Here is a 26,427-nt window from a genome sequence, read left to right on the forward strand (position 1 = left end):
TAGCGGCTTACCTGCTCAGGGTGAATCAGCTTGCGCCGGAGCCAAGCGCTGGAGGATGTCATAGCCGCTCAACCTGGCCACTGTGGTGTACTTTTCAGAGAAAGCTTCCGGGATTCCCTCAACCTCCCACGCAAGATGTCCTATTTGCAGTACTCGCTTGACAATCACCCACTTCACCCGACGGCGCTCGGCTTCTTCTACAATCTCTTCTGGGAAAAAAGGTGTAGCTGTGCTGTCAAAGATGACCATCGGAAGGGGATTGCGTCGCCCCGTCATCACGTAAAACGGATCCTCCTGTGGAACACATACCACTGGCTCGGCTTCAGGAATGCGGTCAGCCACAAAATCCAACAGTTCGGCGAAGTTGCTGAGGTAAGGACTATCAACTGTAAAGCGGCGAAGAGGACCTGAATAGGCCGTTTGCAATGCGTCTCCTGTTTGGTCAACGTAACGCAATCGGACATTGTGGTAAACATAAGGAAAAGCCGCCAATGTCAGGGCGATGGCAATCCCCCAGCACACCAGCGGCTGCCGGCGGTCGCTGCCAAACAGACTCACTACGTAGGCCACCATGAGTACAAAAAGTGCCCATATTCCGTAGGACGATCCGGTATGCCCTTGGGAAAGAAATGAAAAGAACGTCAGGATGACGGCTATCCACGGGAGCATCGTCCGAACCGGCTGTGACGCCGACAAGACTGACGGCAGTTGCCATAATCCAACGACCAGCGTGAGGATCATGACCGGAACCCACAGCGACAACAGCGGATAATCGAACCCAACGAAGAAGCGTCCGCAGAGCCAGGTTATGGCGCTCACCACGACAAAAGGCCCCAGCAAAAGTGTCGCACTTGCGGTTGCCACCCAGAACGGGCGCGCCCCCTCGCCTTTTCGCTGCCACAGCCACCACCCCAACACCATCAGCCCACCCAGCGCCCACGACTCATAGTTTCCATAAGTCTCCAAAATGAATGTCAGGTCTGCCAACCGGCGGCTGGCAGAAACAAAAACCCACCGCCAGTAGTTCCATAGCCCGCAGGTCAGCCCCAGCCACACCACCGTCCCGACCACACCCGCCGCCACACCGGCCCCAAACCACCGCAATCCCACCACCTCAAGCCCTTCGCGCTCCCCCTCTCCAACCCCACCTACCCACCGCTCACGCAACCACCCCCACCACACCACCGCCACTACCACCAACACCACATACGGATACCCCACATTCTGCTTCGCCAGCGCCGGCAACACCGTCGTCACCCCACCCAAAAATGCCACCACCGCCCCCACCCGCCGCGTCGCCACCCACTGCAGCAGGTTCAGATTCAGCAACACCAGCAAACACACGTCCGGGTCATAAAACGGATGCGGATAAATACAATGCGGCGCCAGCCATACCAGCGGCACACACAACGCCACCCCACTCCACCCAGACACCGACACCCGCACCAGCCCGTACGTCAGCAGCACGTACCCCACGTTCACCACCGTGCAGTACCACGCCGTCACCCCATAGCTAAACCCAAACACCTTGATGAGCGTCGCCTGCACGTGAAACGTCAACGGCGAATGCGGTAACCCAAAATCCCGGTACATCAACTCCCCCTGCGCTATCCGCCACGCCGTGTCCACAATGTAGGCATAATCCCCCAACACCCCAATCCGCCCCGTCTGCCACTGGTGCACCACCCCAGCACCAAACCCCAAAACACAAACGGCAAGCCACTGCACGGCTTGCCGCCACACCCCACGCTCCCCCAAACGTGCAACCGTCTCAGTCAATCCGAATGCAGATTTTCCCAAAATGTCCACCCCACGCTCCCCCAAACGTGCAACCGTCTCAGTCAATCCGAATGCAGATTTTCCCAAAGTGTCCACCCTGCGCCATCAACCCAAACGCCTGCTGTGTCTCTTCAACGGTGAAGATTCTGTCCACTACCGGACGAATCCGGTTCTGCTCCAGGGCACGGTTCATCGCCTCGAACATCTCCCGCGACCCAACAATGATGCCCTGCACGCGGATGTTCTGCATCAGCACCGGCGCAATGTCAATTTCGCCAGTCCGCCCGGACAATACCCCCGATCAGGCTGACCCATTCAGGACAGCCTAAGCAAAAGCCAGCAGGCATCCAAGTGGGCAATGAAGCATTCTCCGGGCGTGTTCCAGTTGATCTTTGCCAATTTTTCATTGCTGTAACACAGCAGCCGTTTTCCCACGCAAGAAGAAACCGGTGAGTTGGTTTCTGAAAACAGCTATCGGTTCCAGATTTCAATTCCTGGATTTCACACAAGATTTAGGAGGTAGCCGTATGTGGGGAATACAGCAGCTTTTTGCTTTACCTTTTGCGCTTACGTTTCTAGTCTCCCATTGTCTGCCGTACGGAACGATGACCTGGAAAAAGAGTATCGGCAACATGGACTCGCTTCAAGCCTCAGAGCTTTTGGAAAAAGAAGAAGCAGGAAATAAGCTGTCGGAAAATCGGAACAGCGCAAACAGAACTGAGGCTGTAAGCAAAACACCTCCGCCCATCAGGAAGGTGGATGAGTCAGAGTACGGGCTGAAGTACCAGCCACTTCAGACGGAAACCAAAGCCACTGCATTCCAGTTCAAAGGATATGAAATCGTACCATTAGCCAACTATGCCATCCGGGCCAGGGTCTTGAAGTCAGAAATTGACTTTACCAGCCCGCTTGGAATGATTGCCCCCATCAGGTTGTGGGTCGGGTGGCGGCAAATGGGAAGTACCTGCAATTGCAGAAATATTCTCTTTGATGAGATTTCCAGAAGGTTTTACTACAGCTACATCCCCGGCGAAATTGATCCCAGGGAAATCAACAACTCAATCAGCTATCTGGCACTTTTACCAGCCGATGAAAGCGTCGGAGAAGTCCTTCTCGGACTTGGGAAGTGCGATATGGTCAGAATGGAAGGCTTGTTGGTCAACATCCGGGACAGAGAAAAAGGCTATGTGTGGAAAAGCTCCCTGTCCTATGCCGACAAATCACCCAAGGTACTGTTTGTTACCAGAGTCGGGATTGAAGAAGCCGGAAAGTAACCCGGTTTGCCAAAGTCTTCAGGAAAAATATCATCACGCGGAGCTGTCGCTGGTGGCTTGCCCCAACGAGCTAGCGTTTTTTGGAAGGGCATAAGTTCCGACGGCATGAGCCACCGGTGTCGGGTCATCAGCAACACGGATGAGAACCTCGCCGACGGCCGATCTTTGGCTCAATCGCAAAAGGGTAGCCTCGCCGATGGCGTCGCGCGCGACCGGACGCCGCAGGTAGTGAATCGTCATCTCACTGGTGACGGCTTCCAGCACGGGGCCGCACATGGCCAGAACGACCAGGTACAGTGCTGTGTCCGCCAGCGTAAACAGCGCCGGGCCGGAAAGCGTCCCGCCGGGGCGAATGTGCTCTTCGAGCCTGCGCATCCGCACCCGAACCCGCATGGGTTCTACGGTTTCGACACAAAACAACCCTGGCGGCACGAGCGGAAAAGCGTTGTGCAGCAAGTCATTGAGTTCCTGAGCAGACAGACGCGGCAGCAGGGCGGTCATCAGCGCATGCGTAACAGGGGTGAGCCTAGCTTGTCCGGTTGGGAAGGGTTCGCTGTTGGCCCGGAGGCCGCCGGCAGTCCCAGCTTTTTACGGATGAACGCCTCGGCCTCGGCTTCGATGAGTTCACCATTGGCGACGGTAACCTGTTCAGCCAGCACCTCGCCCGTTTCGATGACCGCTGCCGGTTCGAGGAAGATGTTGTAGGGAGAACCATAGGTGCGGAAGTCGCCCGTCATCCGCCGGTACAGCGCATGGGAGGTCTCACCAATCCGGCGGCGGTCTTCGGATTCAACCACAACCGGGTAAGGCGCGCCGGCTTCACCAAAAAAGGCCCTGGTCTCGTCGGTAGTGCCGTATTCGTTGACAGCAATGATGCCCAGCCCATGCGGTTGATATTTGGCGTGCAGGCGGGACAGAACTTCGGCCTCATAGCGCCAGTTGCCACACCAGGGCGCGAAGTACACAACCAGCACAAGTTTCTTGCCCTTCATCCATGTCCGCAGGTTGATGGGTTGGCCGTCGAGTCCGGGATAGGTCCAGTCTTTGTAGCGGAGCTTGACGGTTTGCAGCGGGGCGTACTCATGCCCGTCTTCCGTCGTGTTCATGTCCATGTGCCGGGGGACTGCCACGGCGGGTGCGTCCGCCAAGCTGAACCACGCCAGTGCCAGCAGACAGAGCAGGTGCGTCCAGTGGTTGCGTTTCATTTGTTGACTCCCTTGGCCGGCAAAGTCTTTGCCGCCTTGCCGAGCGCTGCGGCAAACACTTCGCTGACCTCCTGCACATAAATGAACTTGAGACCTTTGACGAGTTCCGCCGGGATGTCCCTGACATCCGGCTGGTTCTGCGCCGGAAGGATGACGGTTTTGATGCCGGCCCGCCGCGCCGCCAGGATTTTTTCGCGGATGCCACCGACGGGCAGGACATCGCCGCGCAGGGTGATTTCGCCCGTCATGGCCACCGTGCGCCTGACGGGACGGCGGGACAGCGCCGAAACCATGGCCGTGGCCATAGTGATGCCGGCCGAGGGTCCGTCCTTTGGAATCGCGCCTTCCGGGACGTGAATGTGGAGGTCATGCTGCGTGAAAACATCAGGCTCGATACCCAGTTCGCGGGCGCGGGACTTGGCATACGACAGTGCCGCATGGGCGGATTCCTTCATGACTTCACCCAGCTTGCCCGTCAGAAGCAGCCCGCCCTTGCCGCGCAGCAGGAGGGCTTCGACGTGCATCACGTCGCCGCCGACACTCGTCCAGGCCAATCCGGCGGCCACGCCGATGCGATCCTGGGACAAAATGGCGTCGGCTTTGAACTTCGGGACGCCAAGGTAATCAGACAGATTGGCGGCCGTGATGGTGACTTTCCCGCTGTCGCCTTCGGCGACGCGCCGCGCCACCTTGCGGCACATCTTGCCAATTTCGCGTTCAAGCTGGCGGACGCCGGCCTCACGGGTGTAGCGGGCAATGGTCATCCGCAGGGCGCTTTCCGTGATGGCCAGATGCTTGCCGGTCAGGCCGCTCTCGGCAAGCTGCTTGGGCACGAGATGCCGCCGGGCAATGACGAGTTTTTCTTCCTGGGTGTAGCCCGACAACCGCACAATTTCGAGCCGGTCGCGCAGGGCCGGTTGAATCGTGTCGGTGACGTTGGCCGTCAGCAGGAACATGACTTTTGAAAGGTCAAACGGCACACCCAAGTAGTTGTCACGGAAGGCGTGGTTTTGTTCCGGGTCAAGCACTTCCAGCAGCGCCGAGGCCGGATCGCCCCGGAAGTCGTTGCCCAGTTTGTCCACTTCATCGAGGAGCATCAGCGGGTTTTTCGTCCCGGCCTGCTGAAGCCCAAGGATGATGCGTCCGGGCATGGCACCCACGTAGGTTCGGCGGTGCCCACGGATTTCAGCTTCGTCGTGGACGCCACCCAGTGAAATGTGGACGAACTTGCGCCCGATGGCTTTGGCCACCGACCGGCCGAGAGAGGTCTTGCCCACGCCGGGCGGCCCGACCAGACACAATAACAGCCCTTTGGTATCCGGTTTGAGCCGCCGTACTGCCAGGGCTTCGAGAATGCGCTCCTTGACCTTTTCGAGGCCGTAATGGTCGGCATCGAGGACGGCTTTGACGTGCTGAAGGTCAATGTGGTCTTCCGAAAAAGTGTTCCAGGGAAGCGCCAGCAGGGTATCCAGATACGTCCGCAGCAGCCCCGCCTCGGCGGCGTCCGGGTGGAGCCGTTCGAGGCGTTTGAGCTGGCGCGTCGCTTCTTCCCGCGCCGGTTCGGGAAGGCGGGCTTCGGCGATTTTTTCCTGGTAGGCCGCCACTTCGTCGCCGGCATCAGAAATTTCGCCCAACTCCTGCTGAATGGCCTTGAGCTGCTGGCGCAGGTAAAACTCGCGTTGGGAGCGGTCAATCTCACCCTTGGCCTGGCTGCTGATTTCCTGCTGTACCGTGAGAATGCCCACTTCGCGGGCCATGAGGTCGTGAACGCGCCGCAGACGGGCAATGGGGTCGGCTTCTTCGAGAATCGCCTGGGCATCACTGAGCTTGGCGTCGAGGTTGGAGGCGCAGAGATCAGCCAGGCGGCCCGGATCATCCAGGGATGCCGCAATGGCGAGCACTTCGGCAGAAATCTGCTTGCCCAGGGTGACAATCCGTTCGAGCAACCCCTTGACCGCGCGGATCAGGGCTTCAACTTCCAGGGTCATCTCGACCGAGGCTTCAGGAATGGTTTGCACCTGCGCCTGCAGGTAGCCGGCTTCGTCGGTCACACGCAGAAGTGTCGCCCGCGCCAATCCCTGAACGAGAATCCGCACCCGGCCATCGCCGGTTTTGAGCAGGCGCATCACAGCCGCAATCGTACCAACCCGGTGCAGGTCATCGCCGGTCGGGTCCTCGTCCTCTGGATTGCGCTGGGTGGCGAGCACAATCAGACGCCGGTTGGGGAGGGCGTTTTCGATGGCACGTTGCGATTTCTCGCGCTGTACAAAAAGGGGAACGATGAGAAATGGAAAGATGACAATGTCGCGCAGCGGCAACAACGGCAGTGTGTCGGGAATATCGCCTGTCCCCTCGTTGGTCAACGGGAGTTCATCAGATAACTCGTGTGTCATTGGCAACGCCACGCTGGCGCTTGGGATTTTGGAGACCATAGTGATTTGAGCAAACATATCCTGGCAAACTGGTAAGGTATCGCGTTTCAGGCTGGATAGGAAAGACATCCCGAACGGGAGACGGTGGTGTGCAGAACGGTTTCAGTCTAAAAATAACCAGGCGAAACACGCTGACTTCGGCTGTGCCTTTGCCGCTCCAGGGCATCCGGTCCTGATGTGGGCCACAGAAGCTGGCTGGCAATTGTTGGCACCTTCGGATTTTAAACAAAGATGTCACATCGCCTGCGTACCGTGGTGTAAATGGCAGAGCTGAAAGGGGCCGCGGTAAACCAGTTCATCTGCGTCATGTTTCGTTGGTCATCGCCTCTCAGACCGATGGGCTTCTTGATAACGTCAGGCTCGATGCCAGGAGGTAGCCTATGAGTTCCTACCCAGTCAGCACGCCCAAGCCTTCCGACCCGTGGAAATCTGTAACCCCAACCACAAACCAAGCGACTTCTCTTACAGGCGATGACGCCTGGGTGGTCCGGGCGTTTGTCATCGCCTGGTTTACCCTGCTCCTGTGTTTCACCGTCGTCATCATCTGCCTGCCCAAAACCGCGTTTCTGCTGGCTTACCTGCTGGCTTGTGCGACCGTGATCGCAATGCTGTATGTGCGGCGAATCGTGGCCGAGCCGGTCAGGGAACTGACGAAGTTCGATACTTCTGACCCCTACCGACTGGCCTACCTGCGCGGGGGAGCCAACGAGGCCCTACGGGTGGCCACGGCCGTCCTCATCGAAGCCCGTCACCTGAGGCTTTTGCAGAACGAGTCGTCGGAAAAAAAGGAAAAGCAGCTCGTGACCGCGCCGGACTGTGATGCGAAGTCGCTGCCATTTCCTCTGGAAAGAGCCGTACTTCGCTTTTTCACAACTCCACGGAAGCCGGAGGAAATGTTTGAGCAGGGTGGTCTCAAACAGCAGGTGGATGATCTTTACAAAGAAGAGCTGGAGAACGCCGGCTTGTTGCCCTCTGAAGCCCAGAAACAGGCCCGTACCAGTCGGGCGCTGTTTGCTCTGATCCTCATCCTGGTGGTCGGTTTGACCAAGATTGGGGTGGCCTTGTGGCATGGATACCGCAACATCGGCTTTACCCTGCTGATTATGATTGTTGCGGCAATCTGGGCTTGGAGTTTTAGCGGAGACTATCGGACGCGCCTTGGCAACTATGTTGTGAAGTCGCTGGAATCGCTGTTTGAAGGCATGCGCGCCCAGGCCGCAACCCTCAAAGCCAACGCCTCGATGGCGCAGATTGCCCTGCTGGCCGGTGTCTATGGTGTCGCGGCCCTGCCGGCGGAGGTTTTCCCTGAAGTCCGGGAAGCCTTCCCCAAAGCTCCGACCGACAGTTCATCCTGTGGGAGTTCCTGCAGCAGTTCGTGCAGCAGCGACGGCGGTAGTTGCAGCAGTTGTGGCGGCGGCTGTGGTGGCTGTAGCTAGGTTACTGTTGTTCCCACTTGCCTGATGGTCGTAAGTCTGATGGTGACTGGATATGGTGGAAACCCTGCCCGATCGCGTCGGTCTTGGATGGCGCGCCCCTTTGGCAGCCGACATCCTGGCTAACCTGGATCGTATCGAGGTGGTGGAAGTCATCGCCGATGATTACTTCGACGCACCGGGCAGGGAGCGGCAGGCGTTGCGCTGGCTGGGGCGGCAAGTGCCGCTGGTGCTGCACGGCGTTTCCCTGGGGTTGGCCTCGACCGCACCGGTTGACCCCGTTCGGCTTGACCACATGGCCCGTCTCATCGGTGAGGTCGAGCCATGGCTGTGGTCGGAGCATCTCGCCTTTGTACGTGGCGGCGGCGTTGAAGTCGGCCACCTGGCCGCGCCGCCGCGAACAGCCGCCACCATCGAGGGCACGGCACGCAATCTCGCCACAGCACGCACCATTGTCGGCAGCAATCCACTGGTTGAGAACATCTCCACCATTATCGAGCCGCCCGGCAGTGCGCTCGATGAGGTGACGTGGCTGGAAGGCATCCTGGCCGCCACGGAAAACGGTTTGCTGCTCGATCTGCACAACCTGTACGCCAACGCCTGCAACTTCGATTTTGACCCCCGTGAAGCCATCGCCCGGCTTCCCCTCGAACGGGTCGGCTACATCCACCTGGCAGGCGGGAAGTGGGTGCAGGCGACGCGCTTTCCGGGGCGACGGCTGCTCGACGACCACCGCCACGCAACGCCACAACCGGTGTTTGACCTGCTGGCCGAAGTGGCGCGGCGGACGGCGCGGCCGCTGGTCGTCATTCTGGAGCGCGACGGCGACTATCCGCCCTTTGCCCAGCTTCTGGATGAACTCGATGCCGCACGTGCCGCCCTGGCACGGGGGCGCGCCGACCGGGACGCCAACCAGAACGTACGCACCAATGTCGTCGCCACACTTTGAAGCCTTTTTGGCGCGGCTCTATGCCGATGAAGCTTTCCGGGAGCAGTTTTTGGCCGCGCCGGAAAACACAGCTCGCGCCTTTGGGCTGTCGCCGGAAGAATGCGCGGCGCTGGCGGCAATTGATCTGACGGGCCTGGAGCTGGCTGCGCGGGTGTTTGCCAAAAAGCTCGACTACAAGGCGGAGTACAAACGCCGGCAGGGATGGCGAACCCGCTGGCGGCGGTGGTGGCGTGACCGCTGGGCGGAGTGGCGGCACCGCCGCCGGACAACCCTTCAGGCGAAATAGAGCGCCAGCGCCGTCCGGGCAAGATTCCACACGCGCGTCCAGTTGAGCTTCCCATTACGGGCATCGTGCAGGCTGGCCCAGACCTTTTCCCGCAGTTGCGCGCTTTCGCGCCGGAACAGAAAGTCGCGCGCATAGGGCAGGGCAACTTCAAGGAAGTTGAAGCGCGGGTTCATCGTGATGCTGATGCCTTCCAGAGTCATCAGCGCCCGGATGATGAAGGTGAACGAAGCAGGCGTCGAGAAGGGGTAGCGGTAGATGATGTCGCCCAGGTCGTAAGTCAGGTCCTTGAAGCGGACTTCCGAGAGGTTGACATCGAGTTTGCGCCGGAACAGGTCTTCGACGACGCGCGCAAAATCTTCCATATCGGCTTCGGGCGAAAGAAATCCCAGCCCGACCAAATCCCGGACGATGCCCGGCGCATCACGTTCGATAAGGTGGAAAAAGGCGCTGACCATCTGGCTCTGCAGGGTTGGGGAAATATGCCCGACCATGCCGAAGTCAAAAAAGGCCAGCCGTCCGTCGCGCAGTATGAGAATGTTGCCCGGATGCGGGTCGGCGTGAAAGAAGCCGTCTTCGAGCAGTTGTTTGAAGTAGGTGCGATACATCAGCTCGTTGGCTTCCTTGGCGTCAATGCCGGCGGCGGCCAGCCCTTCCAGATCGGTCACACAGATGCCACGCAGGAACTCCATGGTGATGACCCGCGAGGTCGTCTGTTCCCAGAAGATGGTCGGCACGTGAACCCGTGGCCAGTCGGCAAAGTTCTGCCGGAAGCGTTCGGCATTGCGGCCTTCGTTGCGGTAATCGAGTTCGGCATAGATCGTGCGCTCGAACTCATCAATCATCCCAACCCAGTCGTTACCTTTGAAGAGCCGTTTCGAGCTGGCCATCCACCGGGCAAGACGGCGCAGGATGTCCACATCTTCGCTGATGCGCGCCACGAGATTGGGGCGTTGCACCTTGATGGCCACTTCCTGCCCGTCGTGCCGGACGCCGCGATAGACCTGTCCCAGACTGGCGGCGGCAACGGGTTCCGGGTCAACGGTGCGGAAAAGCTGGCTGACGGGCGCCCCCAACTCGCTCTCGATGATGGCGAAGGCTTCGCTGTTTGGAAACGGCGGCACACGGTTCTGGAGCTTGGCCAGTTCCTGAATGAACGGCACCGGCAGCAGGTCGGCGCGGGTGGCCAGTGCCTGCCCGATCTTGATGAACGTCGGGCCGAGCCGGATGAGCTGTTCGCGCAGCCGGGCTGCCTGGGCTTCGAGTTTTTCAGCCGGAAGTACGGCCAGGTTGCCGCCGTCTGAGTGAACTCGGGCGCGTCGGAGGTCGCGGTACAGCATCCAGGCGAAGCGCCCCAGAACCCACACGATAAAAAGCGTTCGCTGCCAGTGGCGAAGCCAACTCCAGCCCCCCCGCCGCGTGGGGACAACCGGTGGGTGAACATTCGGTGAGATGGAGAAGTCTGCGGGCAGGGTACGGTTCATCGAGGTCACATGCCACCGGTGCGGGGTTCACCGGATGGGCCTTCCCCGCCCGTTATAGCAAACTCATCCCACGGGCAAAAGCGACAAAAGCCGACGGCTGCCGTCACTGTCCGGCTGGCGGCAGGGCGCCTGCGCGTCAGGAAGTGTGGTCATAAACGATGCGCCAGCCGTTGGGAAAACGCCGTACCAGGAGGGTGAAGCGCCCGGAAGTGATCTGTTCGGGAAGTACGACCCGCCAGGCCCCGCGTACGAGTGCCGCGCGCGGCCCGACCATCTCGATGACGAGGTCCTGGAAGTCAAGCGTTCCCATGGCGCGTCCTTCGGACTGGTAGCGTTGCCGGTAGCGCACCAGCGTCGCTTCCCACCCCTTGGTCACGGTCGTACCGGAAACAAAGGTCAGTTCCGGCGAGCGCCAGTAACCGTCCATGAAACCTTCCAGATCGCCCCGGTTCCAGGCGGCTACCTGCCTGTCGAGCAGCGTACGAATGGCGGCCACGGACGATGGGGGCTGCGCCGGAGTGCGAATTGCACCAAACAGTAACCAGAGCAGACAGAAACACGCGGCAAGCGGTCGGAAAGGCATGGGATTCAGGGCGGTTTTCACTCGATGATTTTGACGTCGCCTTCGAATTTTCGGTAGTTCCGAAACTCGCTGACATTCCGAAAAGCCTGGCGATAGGCATCGCTCACCTGGATGGTCTCAGCCGTCAGCGGCATCCAGTAGTTCTTGCCGAGAATCGTGACCCAGTCGTAATCCACGGCCGATTCGACCTGCGACATGGGAAAGCCTGGTGGAATGTCGGTTGCCGTATGTTCGATGCGCAGCACGCGCTTGGTGGCTTCGTCAATCCACAGGCTGCCCTGATAGCCGACCTGAATGCGCTGCGGTGTGCCGTCGGAGAGCCGTACGGTGAGGGTGTAGCCGGAATTGGCCTTGGGAACAACGAAGTCATACACGCGACAGAGGCGCCCCCGGTAGCGTTCCCGTCTGGCTTCACGGAACCGGGTATTGGTGCTGGGCAGAAACGGGGCGGCAAGCTGGCCGGAAAAATCGCCAACGGAAGTCGCGCCGCCAACGTCTTCATAGCGCCGTTGGGTGGCGCGTCCGTTGATGGACAGCAGTTCGACCCGTTCGCGTCCGCCTTCGACCCGGACTTCCGTTTCAAGGATGTCGCGCGTTTGCCACTGGCCGCGACCGTCCCGCACCATGCGGCGGATGGTCTGGGTGACGATGAAATCCGGGAGGTCGTCGGCGCTGCGCAGGGCATGAAACCGGGCCTGTTCGATGAGCGGCAGTTGGCTGAGACGCGCTGTTTCGTCTTCTGCGGACGCTTCCGACGGCTCATCACTGACCGGTTCTGCCTGGTCGCGGGGTGGCGCCGAACTGGCAGGGACAGGGCCGGACGGTATGGTGCGGGTGGGTTGGGGACGCGCCGTTGGGGATGGTTTTGGCGATGGTTGAAACGTCAGTTCGACCAGAGCCGTGATGAGCGCGCCGGGTGCACCAAGCTGGCGGGCGCGGTCCAGAACTTCGTCCGTGACTTCAAAGGTGATGCCGCGTTGGCGCAACTCCCGGATGGCCGCGTCAGTGGTGATTTGTCCCTGGCGCACACGCTGGACAAGACGGTAAAAGCCCACTTCCGACAGCGGGCCGGTCTGGTTTTCCGAAGTTTCCACCGAGCGCGGACGCTGCAAGGCAGGGTTGTTCCCGCCCGTCCCGGCGAGGATTGTGGTGCGCAGGGCATGGCTCATCAGGAGCATCAGCCCGGCGACGGCAAGAAAGAGCTTGAGTCGGGTGGGATGAACTGCCATATCATCGGGTCTCAGGGTTACGAACCGCCTTTGTACCTCAACATGCTGTCACACGCTGTGGAAACCAACCGTGATTAAGTCGGACAAGTGGATCCTTCGCATGTGCGAAGAGTATAACCTGATTTCGCCTTTTGAGCGGCGGCTCATCCGGCAGGTCGAAGACCGGCGCATCATAAGCTGTGGGCTGTCAAGCTATGGTTATGACTGTCGTCTGGCGCGGGATGAGTTTAAGGTCTTTTCTCCGATCCAGGGGACGGAAGTGGACCCCAAAAACTTCAATCCCGACAACCTGCTGGACATTCCGCTGCGAACGGCGGCCGACGGCAGCCACTACTGGTTGCTGCCGCCTCACTCTTATGCGCTGGGGGTGACGATTGAGCACTTCCAGATGCCGCGCAACGTCACGGCGATTGCTCTTGGAAAAAGCACCTATGCGCGTTGTGGGCTGATTCAGAACACCACGCCGCTCGAAGCCGACTGGAAGGGGCGGCTGGTCATCGAGCTGTACAATGCGGCCAACCTGCCAGTCCGGCTCTATGCCGAAGAAGGATTCGTTCAGATCATCTTCTTCGAGTCGGACGAGGAATGCGCCGTTTCCTACAGTGACCGCGCGGGCAAGTATCAGCATCAGACCGGATTGACCCTGGCCAAGGTTTAGGCAAGCGCATGGCACTCGTCATTCGGAACGGCCGCGTCTGCGATCCCTCGCAAAACCTGGATGCGGTCATGGATGTTCTGGTGGTGGACGGCCGCATTGCAGCACTGGGGCCGAATCTGGACATCCCTCCACAGGCGGAACTGGTGGATGCAACCGGGTTGGTTGTGGCACCGGGATTCATAGATGTTCACGTGCACCTGCGTGAGCCGGGCTTTACGGCGAAGGAAACGATAGCTACCGGAACACGCGCGGCTGTGGCCGGCGGCTTCACGGCCGTGTGCTGCATGGCGAACACCTTGCCCGTCAATGACTCGCCGCTGGTTACGCGCTACATCCTCGACCGGGCGCGGGAAGCTGCTGCGTGCCGCGTGTATCCCATTGGCGCTGTGACCAAGGGATTACAGGGGGAAGCTCTGGCGGATATTGGTGGGATGGCGGCGGCCGGGGTCGTGGCCCTGTCGGATGACGGACATGGGATTGCCAACGCCAACCTGTTGCGACGGGCGCTGGAATATGCCAGCGACTTTGGATTGCCGGTCATTGATCACTGTGAAAATCGTGACCTGGCGGCCGGCGGCGTCATCAATGAAGGAGCTGTGTCCACACGTCTGGGGGTACGGGGGATGACGCGCGCCGCCGAGGAAGTGGATGTGGCGCGGGATGTCGTGTTGTCCAGCCTGACGGGGGCGCATATTCACATTGCCCATCTGAGCACGGCCGGTTCGCTGGAACTGGTGCGGCGCGCCCGCGCCGAGGGCTTGCCGATTACCTGTGAAGTTACACCGCATCATCTGACGCTTGATGAATCCGCTGTCTTGACGCTGGGGCCACTGGCCAAGATGAATCCGCCGCTGCGTACGGCCGGGGATGTCGAAGCCCTGCTCGAAGGTGTGGCTGACGGCACGGTGACTTGTCTGGCGACCGACCATGCGCCGCACACAACGCTGGAAAAGGACCAGGTGCTTTTGCACGCGCCCTTCGGGGTGGTGGGACTGGAGTGCGCCGTGAGTCTGATGCTTGACCGGCTCTACTGGCAGCAGGGCATTCCGTTGCTGCGCCTCATCGAGCTGTTTTCGACCGGCCCGGCGCGCGCCTTCAACCTGCCTGGTGGGACGTTGCAAATTGGCTGCCCGGCGGATATGACAATACTGGACATCCACCGCGAAACGGTGGTGGATGTGCGTCAGTGGCAGTCAAAAGCGCGCAACTGCCCTTTCGACGGCTGGCGGCTCAAAGGCGCGCCAGTCATGGTGGTGGTGGGCGGCGAGCGGCGGAGTGTTCTGCCGCCGCCTGTGCTTGCCGAAACGGTTGCGGCAGACTACCGGACAAGTTAACGTGCGCCGATTTTTCGTGTGCCGGTGCGTGTCCGTCACGGGCCGGCACATGCCAAATACTGAAGAAGAGAGAGGATGCATTCGCTCATGGCAGAGCAATCCGTTGAAGAGAAAGTCAAGGCTATCATCGTCGAGGAACTCGGCGTGGATGAAAGTGAAGTGACCCCGGAGGCCAAGTTCATTGAGGACCTGGGTGCCGATTCACTCGATACGGTCGAACTCGTCATGCGTTTCGAGGAGGACTTCGGACTCGAAATTCCTGATGAGGACGCCGAGAAAATCCTGAGCGTGAAGGATGCAATAAGCTACATCCAGTCCAAGCTCGGATAGGTTGTGCGTTCCACAAGCTGTTTGCCCGCGCACCGCGACCGTGGAGGTTTTGCGTCATGAAACGGCGTGTCGTCGTCACTGGCGTCGGGGTGGTCAGTCCCCTTGGGCTGGATGTCCCGGCCACTTGGGAGGCATTGCTGGCCGGGACAAGCGGGATTGGCCCCATCACGCGCTTCGACGCCACAGCGTTTGCCGTCCGCATCGCCGGCGAGGTGCGTGGTTTTGACCCGGCGGCGTTCATCGAGAAAAAAGAGATCAAAAAGATGGACCCGTTCATCCACTACGCCATCGCCGCTGCTGAGGAAGCGATGCGCGACAGTGGGTTGCACATCAACGGTGACCATGCGGCCCGGGTAGGGGTTCACATTGGGTCGGCGCTGGGTGGGTTGACCATCATCGAGCGCGAGCACACGAAACTGCACCGTGAAGGTCCGCACCGGGTTTCACCGTTTTTCATTCCGTCCGCCATCATCAACCTTGCCAGTGGACAGATTTCGATCCGCTTTGGGGCGAAGGGACCGAATCTCGCTTCGGCCACGGCCTGTGCTTCCGGCGCACACGCCATTGGGGAATCCTTCCGTATCATTCAGGCAGGGGATGCCGATGTGATGCTGTGCGGGGGTGCGGAAGCGCCCGTAACGCCGACCGGTATTGGCGGTTTTGCGGCCATGCGCGCCCTTTCCACGCGCAACGCTGAACCGGCGCGGGCCAGCCGTCCATTTGACCGGCAGCGGGATGGCTTTGTCATGGGCGAGGGGGCGGCCGTTCTCGTTCTGGAAGAACGGGAACAGGCTTTGGCGCGGGGGAAGCGTCCGCTGGCAGAGGTTGTTGGCTTTGGACAATCCGCCGACGCTTTTCACCTGACGCATCCAAGCGAGGTTGGCGACGGCGCGGCGCGGGCTATGCGGCAGGCGCTGGCCGATGCCGGCATTGCCCCGGCCGAGGTTGGTTATCTCAATGCCCATGCGACGGGCACTCCGGCCGGAGATGCTGCCGAAGCGGCAGCTATCCATCAGGTTTTCGGTGCGGCTGCGACTTCGCTGGCGGTCAGTTCAACGAAGTCCATGACCGGTCATCTGCTGGGGGCAGCCGGCGCGCTGGAAGCCGTCGTCGCAGTACTGGCGCTGCGGGATGGGCGCATCCCGCCGACGATAAATCTCGATGAACCGGAGTTTGACTTGGACTGTGTGCCTTGCAAGGCCCGCGAAATGTCCCTCGACTATGCCATGAGTAATGCTTTTGGCTTTGGTGGGGTCAATGTTTCGCTGGTCTTCCGGCGGGCCGAAGCCTGAGAGTTCCAGTTGGGAGGTCTTCTGCTGTGAAGTGCGTTGAACTTGCTGATCAGTTTGGAATTGAGCACCTTCGTCTCACTGAGCGCCCTCACCCGGAGCTGAAGTTTGGAGAGGTTTTGATCCGAGTGCGGGCTACATCCCTCAACTATCGCGATCTGATGACAGTAACTGGGGTCTATAACCCCAAGCAGCCGCTCCCGTTGATTCCGCTGTCTGACGGTGTGGGGGAGGTTGTGGCGGTTGGGGATGGCGTCACGCGCGTTGCCGTTGGAGACCGGGTGGCCGGGATTTTTGCGCAGGGATGGACCGCCGGTGAGCCGGCCGTGGAAAAGGTGCGCACAACGACCCTGGGTGGCCCGCTCGATGGCATGCTGACCGAGTACCGTGCGCTTTCGCAGGAAGGGGTGGTCAAAGTCCCGGACTATCTGAATGACGAAGAAGCGGCCACCCTGCCCTGTGCGGCGCTGACAGCCTGGAGTGCGCTCATCGCCCACGGACAGCTCAAGCCGGGGGATACCGTACTCGTCCAGGGGACAGGCGGCGTTTCCATATTTGCCCTCCAGTTTGCCAAAGCCGCCGGTGCCCGGGTCATCATCACCTCCGGGAGTGATGAAAAGCTCGAACGCGCCAAGGCCTTGGGGGCGGATGAAGTCATCAACTACCGGCAGGCTCCCGACTGGGACAAAGCCGTGCGGGAGATGACTGCCGGCCGCGGTGTTGATCATGTGGTTGAAGTAGGTGGTACCGGCACTTTGGCTAAGTCCATTCGTTCCGTCCGGTTTGGCGGTCATATCAGCCTGATCGGGGTATTGTCCGGGCGGACTGGCGAAATTGACATTGCGCCGGTGCTGATGCAGAACATCCGCGTGCAGGGCATCATTGTTGGGTCGCGGGAGATGTTCGAGGCGATGAACCGCGCCTTGGAGCAGAACCGGATTCGTCCGGTGGTGGACAAAATCTTTGCTCTTGACGAGGCTCGGCAGGCGTTTGGGTTGATGGCGCAGGGTGGACATTTTGGGAAAATCTGCATTCGGATTGACTGAGACGGTTGCACGTTCGGGGGAGCGTGGGGTGTGGCGGCAAGCCGTGCTGTGGCTTGCCGTTTGTGTTTTGGGGTTTGGTGCTGGGGCGGTGCATCAGTGGCAGACGGGGCGGATTGGGGTGTTGGGGGATTATGCCTACATTGTGGACACAGCGTGGCGGATAGCGCAGGGGGAGGTGATGTACCGGGATTTTGGGTTACCGCATTCGCCATTGACGTTCCACGTGCAGGCGACGCTGATACGGGTGTTTGGGTTCAGCTATGGGGTGACGGCGTGGTACTGCACGGTGGTGAACGTGGTGTACGTGCTGCTGACGTACGGGCTGGTGCGGGTGTCGGTGTCTGGGTGGAGTGGGGTGGCGTTGTGTGTGCCGTTGGTGTGGCTGGCACCGCACTGTATATATCCGCATCCGTTTTATGACCCGGATACTTGTTTATTGATCTTGCTGAATCTGAATCTGCTGCAGTGGGTGGCGACGCGGCGGGTGAGGGCGGTGGTGGCGTTTTTGGGTGGGGTGACGACGGTCTTGCCGGCGCTGGCGAAGCAGAATGTGGGGTATCCGTATGTGGTGTTGGTGGTGGGGGTGGTGGTGTGGTGGGGGTGGTTGCGTGGGCGGTGGGCAGGTGGGCGTGGTGGGGAGTGGAGTCAGGAAGAGAGCAAGGAAGAAGGAACAGAAGAGCTGGATGTTGTGGGCTTGCGGTGGTTTGGGGCCGGTGTGGCGGCGGGTGTGGTTGGGGCGGTGGTGTGGCTGGGGCTGACCTGTGGGTTGGGCAACTACTGGCGGTGGGTCTTTGCCTCTGCCAGCCGCCGATTAGTGGGTCTAGTCTTGATCCCAGAGATTTATGGAAACTATGAGTCGTGGGCGCTGGGTGGGCTGATGGTGTTGGGGTGGTGGCTGTGGCAGCGAAAAGGCGAGGGGGCGCGCCCGTCCTGGGTGGCAACCGCAAGTGCGACACTTTTGCTGGGGCCTTTTGTCGTGATGAGCACCATAACCTGGCTCTGTGGAGGCCTTTTTGTTGTGGGATACAATCACCCGCTGTTGTCGCTGTGGGTTCCGGTCATGATCCTCACGCTGGTCGTTGGGTTGTGGCAACTGCCGTCAGCCTTGTCGGCGTCACAACCGGTTCGGGTGATGCTCCCGTGGATAGCCGTCATCTTGACATTCTTTTCATTTCTTTCCCAAGGGCATACCAAATCGTCCTATGGAGTATGGGCGCTTTTTGTGCTTATGGTAGCATCTGTGGTAAGAGTACGTAATGACCCATGGCAATTACTGATATGTTGGATTTTTGCGATCACACTGACACTTACAGCTATTCCCTATGTATATCGCAATATTCGGTTACGCTACATTGACAGGCGCGGAAAAACACTGCAAACCGTTACTTCTGGTTCATTCCGTGGCTTTACAGTTCATGTTCCTCACCTCAGTAACTTTTTTGAACTGTTGGATTTTGTGACTAAATACATTCCCGAATCCGAGCCAGTGGTATGTGTTCCGCAGGAGGATCCGTTTTACGTGATGACGGGGCGACGCAATCCCCTTCCTATGGTCATCTTTGACCGCACAGCTACACCTTTTTTCCCGGAAGATATTGTGAACGAAGCCGAGCGCCGTCAGGTGAAATGGGTGATTGTCAAGCGAGTACTGCAAATAAGACATCTTGCGTGGGAGGTTGAGGGAATCCCGGAAGCTTTCTCTGAAAAGTACACCACAGTGGCCAGGTTGAGCGGCTATGACATCCTGTATCGGATTGACTGAGACGGTTGCACGTTTGGGGGAGCGTGGGGTGTGGCGGCAAGCCCTTCTGTGGCTTGCCGTTTGTGTTTTGGGGTTTGGTGCTGGGGCGGTGCATCAGTGGCAGACGGGGCGGGTTGGGGTATTGGGGGATTATGCCTACATTGTGGACACGGCATGGCGGATAGCGCAGGGGGAGGTGATGTACCGGGACTTCGGGTTACCGCATTCGCCGTTGACGTTTCACGTGCAGGCGACGCTCATCAAGGTGTTTGGGTTTAGCTATGGGGTGACGGCGTGGTACTGCACGGTGGTGAACGTGGGGTACGTGCTGCTGACGTACGGGCTGGTGCGGGTGTCGGTGTCTGGGTGGAGTGGGGTGGCGTTGTGTGTGCCGCTGGTATGGCTGGCGCCGCATTGTATTTATCCGCATCCGTTTTATGACCCGGACGTGTGTTTGCTGGTGTTGCTGAATCTGAACCTGCTGCAGTGGGTGGCGACGCGGCGGGTGGGTGCGGTGGTGGCATTTTTGGGTGGGGTGACGACGGTGTTGCCGGCGCTGGCGAAGCAGAATGTGGGGTATCCGTATGTGGTGTTGGTGGTTGGGGTGGTGGTGTGGTGGGGGTGGTTGCGTGGGCGGTGGGTAGGTGCTGGGGCGGGCAGCCGGGGAGGGGGCGAGGGGGAGAGCAAGGAAGAGGGGACAGCAGAGCTGGATGTTGTGGGTTTGCGGTGGTTTGGGGCGGGAGTGGTGGCGGGCGTGGTTGGGGCGGCGGTGTGGCTGGAGTTGATCTGTGGGTTGGGCAACTACTGGCGGTGGGTCTTTGCCTCTGCAAGTCGCAGAGTGCCCGATTGGATCGTGAAAAGTGCCTACAAAAGCTACCTGATGTGGTTTGTATGGTTTTGCCTGAGTGCATTGGCGCTCAGCTGGTGGCTATGGCAACGGGAGCGTCCGGCAATCAAGCCGTTCCTTGTGATGGGTGTAGCTTTGGTCTTCTGGTTTATCGCTCTGATTGTTGCCACTCAAAGAGATTATTTGCTCTGGTCCTGGAGCGCTGTGCTGGTGCTGGGCTGGTGGGGATGGCAACAGGGACGTTTAATGAATACTTCTTCCTGGCTGGGCCTCACCAGCCTGGCATTCCTACTCGGCCCCTTTGTTGCCATAGGTCTCACAGCAGGACTTGTTGGACACTTTTTTACTACTGCTTATCATCCGGTTCTATTTTTATGGATTCCCCTCATGATCCTTACGGTGTTAGCCGGGTTGTGGCATCTGCCATCAGCATTGTTCTCATCACGGCTGATGTGGGCATTACTGCCGTGGCTCACAGTCATCCTGACATTCCTTTCGTTCCTTTCCCAAGGCTACATTAATTCGTCTTACGGAATATGGGCGTTCTTTGTACTGATGGTGGCGTATGTGGCGAGTCCGCTTACTGGTAATCCGCGGCAGCCACTGGTGTGTTGGGGTGTTGCCATCACGCTGACCCTTGCGGCTGTTCCCTATGTGCAACGCAACAATCGGCTGTGTTACATCGATCAGCAAGGAAAAGTGCAAAAGATTACTTCTGGTCCCCTCTTCGGCTTTACGTCCTATGGTCCTTACCTCGACAACTTTACCGAGTTGCTGGATTTTGTGGCTGACCACATCCCCAAAGCCGAACCGGTGGTATGTATTCCGCATGAGGATCCGTTTTACGCCGTGACGGGGCGACGTAGTCCGCTTCCGATGTTTATCTTTGACCGGACGTCCAATCCTTTCCCACCGGAGAGGGTTTTGGAAGAAGCCGAGCGCCGTCAGGTGAAATGGGTGATTGTCAAGCGCATACTGCAATTTGGTAGCCTTGCAGGAGAGGCCAAAGGACTCCCGGAAGTGTTCTCGGAGAAGTACTCAAGGGTGGCACGGCTGAAGGGTTATGACATCCTCTATCGGTCGGCTCCAGCGCAAGTTGATTCCCCCTGAACAGGCAGGCCGTCGCGCTGTCCTTCCGACAAACTTCGATGCCAGGGGAGTTTTATTTCCAACTGAGCAGCGGCCGGGCGTCCGGTCGCCGGAATGAGGCCAACGCCCCTGCCGCCAGGATGATGAAATACACATCCAGGTAACTCCGGTGGCTGGTATGCGCCCAGAAAACCGCCGTGACCACACTGAAAGCCAAGACGTGCGCCACGCACAGAAGCAGCGCCGGCCAGTTTTTCCGGCGTCCCAGAAGCCATAGTCCAACTCCAGCCAGCAGCATCACGGGCACGTAAGACACCCCATAGATGAGCTGTTCCATCCGGCCTTTGACCGGATTGAGCTGCCACCAGAACGCTGCGCCCAGCTTGCGGCACGCTCCCCAGGCAGTCGCCCCCGGATGTGACCGGATATAGGCCCACGCCCGGGCGCGAAACCAGTCGTCAAGGTCCGTTTCACGGCGCGTGGCCCGTTCGACTTCGGCCAGTTCGGCTGGTGTCATGGCAGCCCAGGCCGCCGCCGTGCTGCGGTCAATGCTTTCGACCGGATAATGGGTAAAGGTCTGGGGATTATTCGCTATCCAGAGTGAGTGTCCCAGACGGGTCGTCAGCACCGGACGCCCCACAACCAACCAGTTGCGCGCCAGCCAAGGCAGCAGCACGAGCAACAACGCCAGGGCATAGCTGCCAACCACCAACCACCGCCGACCTGGTGATGTGGACTGACAGCTCCACCAGAGCCAGCCAAGCGCCAGTGGCGCAATCGGCACCAAAGAAGGACGGACGAGGATGGCCACGCCCGTCAGACCGCCCGCCAAAAGCGCCTGGCGCAGTGGATGACTGGATACCGACACAAGGGCCAGCGCCAGCGTCGCCAGGGCAACGGTTGCCGTGTAGAGTCCTGTTTCCTGAAGCGCCGTGTCATGGACGACAAAGTAGGGATACAGCGCCGTACCTACAGCAGCCAGCCACCCGGCCGGCGCGCTGAACCACAGCCGCGCCAAATGGTAGGCGCACCAGACCGTTACCACGCCAACGGCCGACTGTGCGGCCGCAATGGACAGAAAGTTTCGTTCGCCGCCAGTGACAAGCGCCAGGAATGCCGGATACAGCGGCGTCCAGTAGGCGCAGGTGAGCGCGTCCAGACAGAAGGTGTGCTCCCGGACGAGCTTCTGGGCCAGATCGAAATAAAAGCCGTAGCTTTGTTCCCAGAAGGTGGCATCGCCACGCGCCACCCGAACGCCAAAGCGCACCCCACCAGCCAGAAACGCCACGGTGAGGAACCCGGCCAGGTGTCGCCAGCGGTCAGGCATCGAGGGGCACCGTCTCGACAAACACCAGACCAAACCCTTCCAGCGCCGTCAGGCGGCGGGGATGATTGGTGAGCAGGCGGATGCGATGCAGCCCCAGTGCACGCAGGATTTGCGCCCCGGTGCCATAGTCGCGGACGCTCCCGTGAACGACAGATTGACCGTTGGCAATCGCCCGCAGATGCTCCTCCAGGTGCGTTCCGGCATGTTTCTGCCGGAGATAGAGCAGGACGCCACTCCCTTCAGCCGCAATTTTGTCGAGCGCACACCGCAGCCACCGGCCGGCCTCGTCGCTGGCTTCTTCAAACACGTCGCCAAGCAGGGTTTGCGAGTGCACCCGCACCAGCGCGGCCTCTTTCTTTTCGGGTTCTCCCATCACCAGCGCCAGATGCACCTCATCGGTGATGTCACTGCGAAATGTCATGGCGCGAAACCGCCCACTGGGCAGGTTCACCATGGCTTCGGCCGTGCAGCGGACGTGAATTTCATTGGCGAGCCGGTACCGGATCAGATCGGCAACCGAGACGATTTTCAGCCCATGCCGGCGGGCAAACTCAATGAGTTGCGGCAAGCGCGCCATCGTACCGTCGTCATTCATGATTTCGCAAATCACTCCGGCCGGCGTTAGTCCTGCAAGGCGCGCCAGGTCCACGCTGGCTTCCGTCTGCCCCGGACGTACCAGCACGCCGCCACGCCGGGCGCGCAGGGGGAACACGTGGCCGGGACGCGCCAGGTCCTCCGGGCGCGTAGCCGGGTTGACGGCCGTGAGAATCGTCGTGGCGCGGTCGGCTGCCGAAATTCCGGTTGTCACACCCCGTTTGGCTTCGATGGAGACGGTAAAGGCCGTCCCAAACCCGGAGGTGTTGTTGGCGACCTGAAGGGGTAGATCGAGTTCGTCACAGCGTTCTTCCGTCAGTGAAAGACAGATGAGGCCGCGCCCATACTTGGCCATGAAGTTGATGATGTCCGGTGTGACCTTCTCGGCGGCGCAGACGAGATCGCCCTCGTTTTCACGGTCTTCATCATCCACAACGATGACCATGCGCCCGGCCCGGATGTCGGCAATGGCTTCCTCAATAGGAGCAAGTGCCATAAGACTTGGATTTTTCATTTCTCTCTTGTGCGGTGGCTGGCAACGGTGTCATCTCCGTTTGTAGTGTTTGTCCACATCGGACGCAACGCCACCCAACTGATTTCACTCGTTTACCGCTCCCACCAACAGCAAGAGTGGCGAGTGGTGAGTGGTGAGTAGCGAGTGGCGAGTGACGAGTGGTGATAGGAGATGCCGGCAGAATGTGGAAAAAGCAATCCCTGGTAGCTTTGCGGGTCTGGCCTGGAATGCAGACAGAAAATAGCAGGCGAAGAAGGGCTACCTGCACTCAGGTTTTCAGGCAAAACTTTGGGTGGGAGTCGCCGTTCGGCTGACGCCCACCCTAACCCGACTGAAACAACACCCAACATCCAGCGCAAATGACAACCCTGCTTTCAAAACCAGGTTGCCTGTGCCAGGCCGTGGCCTTACCTCCGCCTAAACACTGGGGACAGCCGTGCCCTCAGTCGGCAATGGCTCGGCTGCTTCTGCGTACTCATCCACATCGGCAAAAAAGTCCGTCAGATGTTGATATGCCGACCGACGCGCAATCGCCTGGCTGACCAGCTCGGCAATCGTCTGCGCCCCCTGCGCCAAAAAGAGCGGGCGGGAAGCAAAAATGTTGGTGAAGTACATGCTCGGAATCCCGCGCTCTTTGGCATAGGCAGCCAGCGCCGTCGTCCCCAGTACCAGGTCCGGCTTGTATTCATCCACGGCAATCACATCCTGGTCGAACGTCTTGCGAAACACGACCGTGGTGCCATGCGCGGCCAGCCACGCCTCGTCTTCTTTTGTAAATGGCGTCTGCCCGATGTTGGTTGACACATAAGGCACCTCCGCACCGGCTTCTATGAGCAGGCGCGCCACCATAAGTTCACTGCCCTCGTACCCCGCGACAATGATGCGTCCCCGCACCGGCGTGCGGGCAAAGACCTCCGCGACGGCCCGGGACTCCGTCTCGGCCAGAGTCTCAATAAGACTGGGACGGACGTTGAACGCCTTGCCAATGCGCTCAATCCAGGTGCGGGTGCCTTCGACGCCAACCGGCGTGCAGCCCATGGAGGGAATCTTGTACTTCGCCAGCAACGCACAGGTCTTCGTGTAAAACGGATGCAGCGTGACGTTGACCCCGACGCCAAGCACTTTGCGGAAATCCCCAATCGTCCGCGATGGGATGTGGGCCACGAGCCGAATGTCCATCTTTGCCAGCAACTGTTCCAGATACAGCGGATCGGCCGGGAAGACCTCCCCAATGGTCGAGGCCGTATCTGTCTGACGCGGCGGCAGACCATCCCGTTCCACCAGACACTTCAGAAGCTGGGACGCGGCAATGTCCTTGGCCTCGGCATGGGATTTGACGCCATAGCCCGGCACGTGCATGGGCACGACCAGCGGAAAGGTCGGGTCATCTTTGGCGCGGGCGGCATAGTCTTTGGCAATGGCATCAATGGCCAACCCGACCGTTTCTTCATTGCACAGGGTAATCAGCGCAATGACGCGGGGATTGAACTGGGCAATCGTTTCGGCCACGGCCGCCCGCGTCCGGTCTTCAATCCGGCCGTTGGTCAGGTCAGCCGCCGTATAGACCGGCGTCAGGACCGACTTCCGCGCCGCATAAAAGTGCGACACAAAATCCAGACCATACACACAGCCGGCATTGCCAACCAGAATCGGAACAATGCCCTCGACGCGCATCATGACGCGCAGGCTGCCAAAAGCCTGACACATCGAAAGAGGGGCGTGTTTGGAACTACAGGCGTTGATACGTTGCAAAACGTTGAGTTGCATCCGCTTCACAGGCGGGGACGGATGGATCACGGGCCGCGTCTGTCGCGGCCCTGCTTCCAACCTACAGTGTCCTCCCCGCCAAACGAAGGGTGACTTTCCACCTTTTGCCGTCCCCGCTGACAGCCCACCGGCGGGGACTGCGCCTACCAGCCCAGGATGTAGGCAAACATCAGGGGCGCCACAATCGAGGCATCCGATTCAATGATGAACTTCGGCGTTTCGACCGCAAGTTTGCCCCAGGTGATTTTTTCATTCGGGACCGCCCCGGAGTATGAGCCATAGGAAGTCGTCGAGTCGCTGATCTGACAGAAGTAGCCCCAGACCGGCACGTTTTCCCGGCGCAGGTCCTGGTGCAGCATGGGGACGACGCAAATCGGAAAGTCCCCCGCAATGCCACCGCCAATCTGGAAGAAACCGATGGAAGCCGTGGCGCTGGTTTCGGTGTACCAGTTGGCCAGTTCAATCATGTATTCAATGCCTGTCCGCACCGTGTGCACGTGCTTGATGTCACCGGTGATGCAGTGCCCGGCGTACATATTGCCCAGCGTGGAGTCTTCCCAGCCCGGCACGAACATGGGCAGTCGTTTCTCCTTGGCGGCCAGCACCCAGCTATCTTTCGGGTCAATCTGGTAGTTGGCCTGCAGCCGGGGGTTGTTGAGAATCCGCCAGAAAAACTCGTGCGGGAACAGCCGTTCACCGCGCGCATCGGACGCCATCCATTCTTCAAGAATGAACGACTCGATGCGCCGCATCGCCTCCCCTTCCGGGATACAGGTATCCGTGACCCGGTTGAGATGCCGCTCCAGCAGCGCCTTTTCATCCTGTGGTGTCAGGTCACGGTAGTGCGGGATGCGCTCGTAGTAGTCGTGGGCGACAAGATTGAACACATCCTCTTCCAGGTTGGCGCCAGTACAGGAAATGGCATGCACCTTGTCCTGGCGGATCATTTCGGCCAGGGACAAACCCAGCTCGGCTGTGCTCATTGCCCCGGCCAGCGTCACCATCATTTTCCCGCCGGAGTCCAGATGGCGGCGGTAGGCTTCAGCCGCCTCGACCAGCGCCGCCGCGTTGAAATGGCGAAAATGGTGCTTGATAAAGTTGGTAATCGGTTGTGCATTCATCAGCTCATAACCTCTACAGCACTTCATCCAGCCGCCACAGGGGAAGCGCACCGGGCGTCAACCCGGCGCAGGTATTCCCAACTGGCGCAGGCAGGCCCGCCGTGGCGGCCATCCGTGGC

General features: G+C 59.8%; 23 protein-coding genes. 11 read left to right on the forward strand and 12 right to left on the reverse strand.

Annotation, left to right across the window (positions count from 1 at the left end):
- Window positions 1-15 precede the first annotated feature (15 nt).
- The gene (locus CABTHER_RS07625; protein ID WP_228374039.1) at window positions 16-1,686 is read right to left on the reverse strand and encodes a hypothetical protein; all 1,671 of its coding nucleotides are present in this window, start codon (window positions 1,684-1,686) and stop codon (window positions 16-18) included.
- A 151-nt stretch (window positions 1,687-1,837) separates the two neighbouring features.
- Entirely contained in the window at window positions 1,838-2,071 is a 234-nt protein-coding gene (locus CABTHER_RS07630; protein ID WP_014100038.1) for a zinc-binding dehydrogenase, read from the reverse strand.
- 157 nt (window positions 2,072-2,228) lie between these two features.
- On the opposite strand from CABTHER_RS07630, the gene CABTHER_RS07635 reads away from it, so the two are divergent.
- Window positions 2,229-3,053: a hypothetical protein gene (locus CABTHER_RS07635; RefSeq protein WP_148263981.1), complete on the forward strand. Its 825-nt coding sequence runs from the start codon at window positions 2,229-2,231 to the stop codon at window positions 3,051-3,053.
- A 33-nt stretch (window positions 3,054-3,086) separates the two neighbouring features.
- Here the strand turns inward: CABTHER_RS07635 and CABTHER_RS07640 are convergent, their stop codons facing one another.
- Genes CABTHER_RS07640 through lon form a run of 3 tightly spaced genes read right to left on the reverse strand, consistent with a single transcriptional unit; the run spans window position 3,087 to window position 6,708 of the window.
- A complete protein-coding gene (locus tag CABTHER_RS07640; protein WP_014100040.1) occupies window positions 3,087-3,554 on the reverse strand; it encodes a PaaI family thioesterase in 468 nt (155 codons plus the stop codon).
- A complete protein-coding gene (locus CABTHER_RS07645; protein ID WP_014100041.1) occupies window positions 3,554-4,258 on the reverse strand; it encodes a TlpA family protein disulfide reductase in 705 nt (234 codons plus the stop codon). Before CABTHER_RS07645 ends, CABTHER_RS07640 begins: the two co-directional genes overlap by 1 nt.
- Complete coding sequence (gene lon, locus CABTHER_RS07650) at window positions 4,255-6,708, reverse strand: endopeptidase La (RefSeq protein ID WP_228374040.1); 2,454 nt, start codon at window positions 6,706-6,708, stop codon at window positions 4,255-4,257. Before lon ends, CABTHER_RS07645 begins: the two co-directional genes overlap by 4 nt.
- Before the next feature lie 362 nt (window positions 6,709-7,070).
- Between lon and CABTHER_RS07655 the strand changes: the two genes are divergently transcribed.
- From CABTHER_RS07655 to CABTHER_RS07665, 3 genes are read left to right on the forward strand one after another with little or no spacing between them, the layout of a single operon-like run.
- Window positions 7,071-8,126 (forward strand): TIGR04222 domain-containing membrane protein, encoded by a 1,056-nt coding sequence (locus tag CABTHER_RS07655; RefSeq protein WP_081464785.1) that lies wholly within the window; start codon window positions 7,071-7,073, stop codon window positions 8,124-8,126.
- 52 nt (window positions 8,127-8,178) lie between these two features.
- Entirely contained in the window at window positions 8,179-9,072 is an 894-nt protein-coding gene (locus CABTHER_RS15770; RefSeq protein WP_014100044.1) for a DUF692 domain-containing protein, read from the forward strand.
- Window positions 9,053-9,358: an Os1348 family NHLP clan protein gene (locus CABTHER_RS07665; RefSeq protein ID WP_014100045.1), complete on the forward strand. Its 306-nt coding sequence runs from the start codon at window positions 9,053-9,055 to the stop codon at window positions 9,356-9,358. The genes CABTHER_RS15770 and CABTHER_RS07665 overlap by 20 nt, the downstream gene beginning before the upstream one ends.
- Here the strand turns inward: CABTHER_RS07665 and CABTHER_RS07670 are convergent.
- The 3 genes from CABTHER_RS07670 to CABTHER_RS07680 form a co-directional block, all read right to left on the reverse strand.
- Window positions 9,346-10,839, reverse strand: coding sequence for an ABC1 kinase family protein (locus CABTHER_RS07670; RefSeq protein ID WP_049787483.1), 1,494 nt, complete (start codon window positions 10,837-10,839; stop codon window positions 9,346-9,348). The two genes, CABTHER_RS07665 and CABTHER_RS07670, sit on opposite strands and share 13 nt — an antisense overlap.
- 136 nt (window positions 10,840-10,975) lie before the next feature.
- On the reverse strand, window positions 10,976-11,422 hold the full coding sequence (locus tag CABTHER_RS07675) for a YybH family protein (RefSeq protein ID WP_148263982.1): 447 nt from the start codon (window positions 11,420-11,422) through the stop codon (window positions 10,976-10,978).
- A gap of 17 nt (window positions 11,423-11,439) precedes the next feature.
- Window positions 11,440-12,651, reverse strand: coding sequence for a hypothetical protein (locus CABTHER_RS07680; RefSeq protein ID WP_014100048.1), 1,212 nt, complete (start codon window positions 12,649-12,651; stop codon window positions 11,440-11,442).
- A 70-nt stretch (window positions 12,652-12,721) separates the two neighbouring features.
- Here CABTHER_RS07680 and dcd point away from each other — a divergent pair, with 70 nt between their 5' ends.
- The 7 genes from dcd to CABTHER_RS17425 all read left to right on the forward strand — a co-directional run bounded on the left by dcd (window position 12,722) and on the right by CABTHER_RS17425 (window position 21,006).
- Window positions 12,722-13,309 (forward strand): dCTP deaminase, encoded by a 588-nt coding sequence (dcd, locus tag CABTHER_RS07685; protein WP_371821086.1) that lies wholly within the window; start codon window positions 12,722-12,724, stop codon window positions 13,307-13,309.
- An 8-nt stretch (window positions 13,310-13,317) separates the two neighbouring features.
- Entirely contained in the window at window positions 13,318-14,643 is a 1,326-nt protein-coding gene (locus CABTHER_RS07690) for a dihydroorotase (protein WP_014100050.1), read from the forward strand.
- Window positions 14,644-14,730: 87 nt separating this feature from the next.
- Window positions 14,731-14,973: an acyl carrier protein gene (locus tag CABTHER_RS07695; RefSeq protein ID WP_041569722.1), complete on the forward strand. Its 243-nt coding sequence runs from the start codon at window positions 14,731-14,733 to the stop codon at window positions 14,971-14,973.
- A 56-nt stretch (window positions 14,974-15,029) separates the two neighbouring features.
- Window positions 15,030-16,265 carry a beta-ketoacyl-ACP synthase II gene (gene fabF, locus CABTHER_RS07700; RefSeq protein ID WP_014100052.1) on the forward strand — a complete coding sequence of 412 codons (1,236 nt, stop codon included), beginning with the start codon at window positions 15,030-15,032 and terminating at the stop codon, window positions 16,263-16,265.
- A gap of 26 nt (window positions 16,266-16,291) precedes the next feature.
- Window positions 16,292-17,308 carry a zinc-dependent alcohol dehydrogenase family protein gene (locus tag CABTHER_RS07705; RefSeq protein WP_014100053.1) on the forward strand — a complete coding sequence of 339 codons (1,017 nt, stop codon included), beginning with the start codon at window positions 16,292-16,294 and terminating at the stop codon, window positions 17,306-17,308.
- Between the two features lie 43 nt (window positions 17,309-17,351).
- Window positions 17,352-19,070, forward strand: a complete 1,719-nt coding sequence (locus CABTHER_RS07710) for a hypothetical protein (RefSeq protein ID WP_228374041.1) — start codon at window positions 17,352-17,354, stop codon at window positions 19,068-19,070.
- Window positions 19,045-21,006 carry a hypothetical protein gene (locus CABTHER_RS17425; protein WP_041569154.1) on the forward strand — a complete coding sequence of 654 codons (1,962 nt, stop codon included), beginning with the start codon at window positions 19,045-19,047 and terminating at the stop codon, window positions 21,004-21,006. Before CABTHER_RS07710 ends, CABTHER_RS17425 begins: the two co-directional genes overlap by 26 nt.
- Window positions 21,007-21,058: 52 nt before the next feature.
- Here the strand turns inward: CABTHER_RS17425 and CABTHER_RS07720 are convergent, their stop codons facing one another.
- From CABTHER_RS07720 to CABTHER_RS07735, 4 genes are all read right to left on the reverse strand, one after another.
- On the reverse strand, window positions 21,059-22,312 hold the full coding sequence (locus tag CABTHER_RS07720; RefSeq protein ID WP_014100056.1) for a glycosyltransferase family 39 protein: 1,254 nt from the start codon (window positions 22,310-22,312) through the stop codon (window positions 21,059-21,061).
- Window positions 22,305-23,402 carry a 3,4-dihydroxy-2-butanone-4-phosphate synthase gene (gene ribB, locus CABTHER_RS07725; RefSeq protein ID WP_014100057.1) on the reverse strand — a complete coding sequence of 366 codons (1,098 nt, stop codon included), beginning with the start codon at window positions 23,400-23,402 and terminating at the stop codon, window positions 22,305-22,307. Before ribB ends, CABTHER_RS07720 begins: the two co-directional genes overlap by 8 nt.
- Before the next feature lie 435 nt (window positions 23,403-23,837).
- Window positions 23,838-25,187 carry a nitrogenase component 1 gene (locus CABTHER_RS07730; RefSeq protein ID WP_081464786.1) on the reverse strand — a complete coding sequence of 450 codons (1,350 nt, stop codon included), beginning with the start codon at window positions 25,185-25,187 and terminating at the stop codon, window positions 23,838-23,840.
- A 143-nt stretch (window positions 25,188-25,330) separates the two neighbouring features.
- The gene (locus CABTHER_RS07735; RefSeq protein WP_014100059.1) at window positions 25,331-26,308 is read right to left on the reverse strand and encodes a deoxyhypusine synthase family protein; all 978 of its coding nucleotides are present in this window, start codon (window positions 26,306-26,308) and stop codon (window positions 25,331-25,333) included.
- Window positions 26,309-26,427 lie beyond the last annotated feature (119 nt).

This window comes from Chloracidobacterium thermophilum B, from assembly GCF_000226295.1.
Taxonomy (GTDB): domain Bacteria; phylum Acidobacteriota; class Blastocatellia; order Chloracidobacteriales; family Chloracidobacteriaceae; genus Chloracidobacterium; species Chloracidobacterium thermophilum.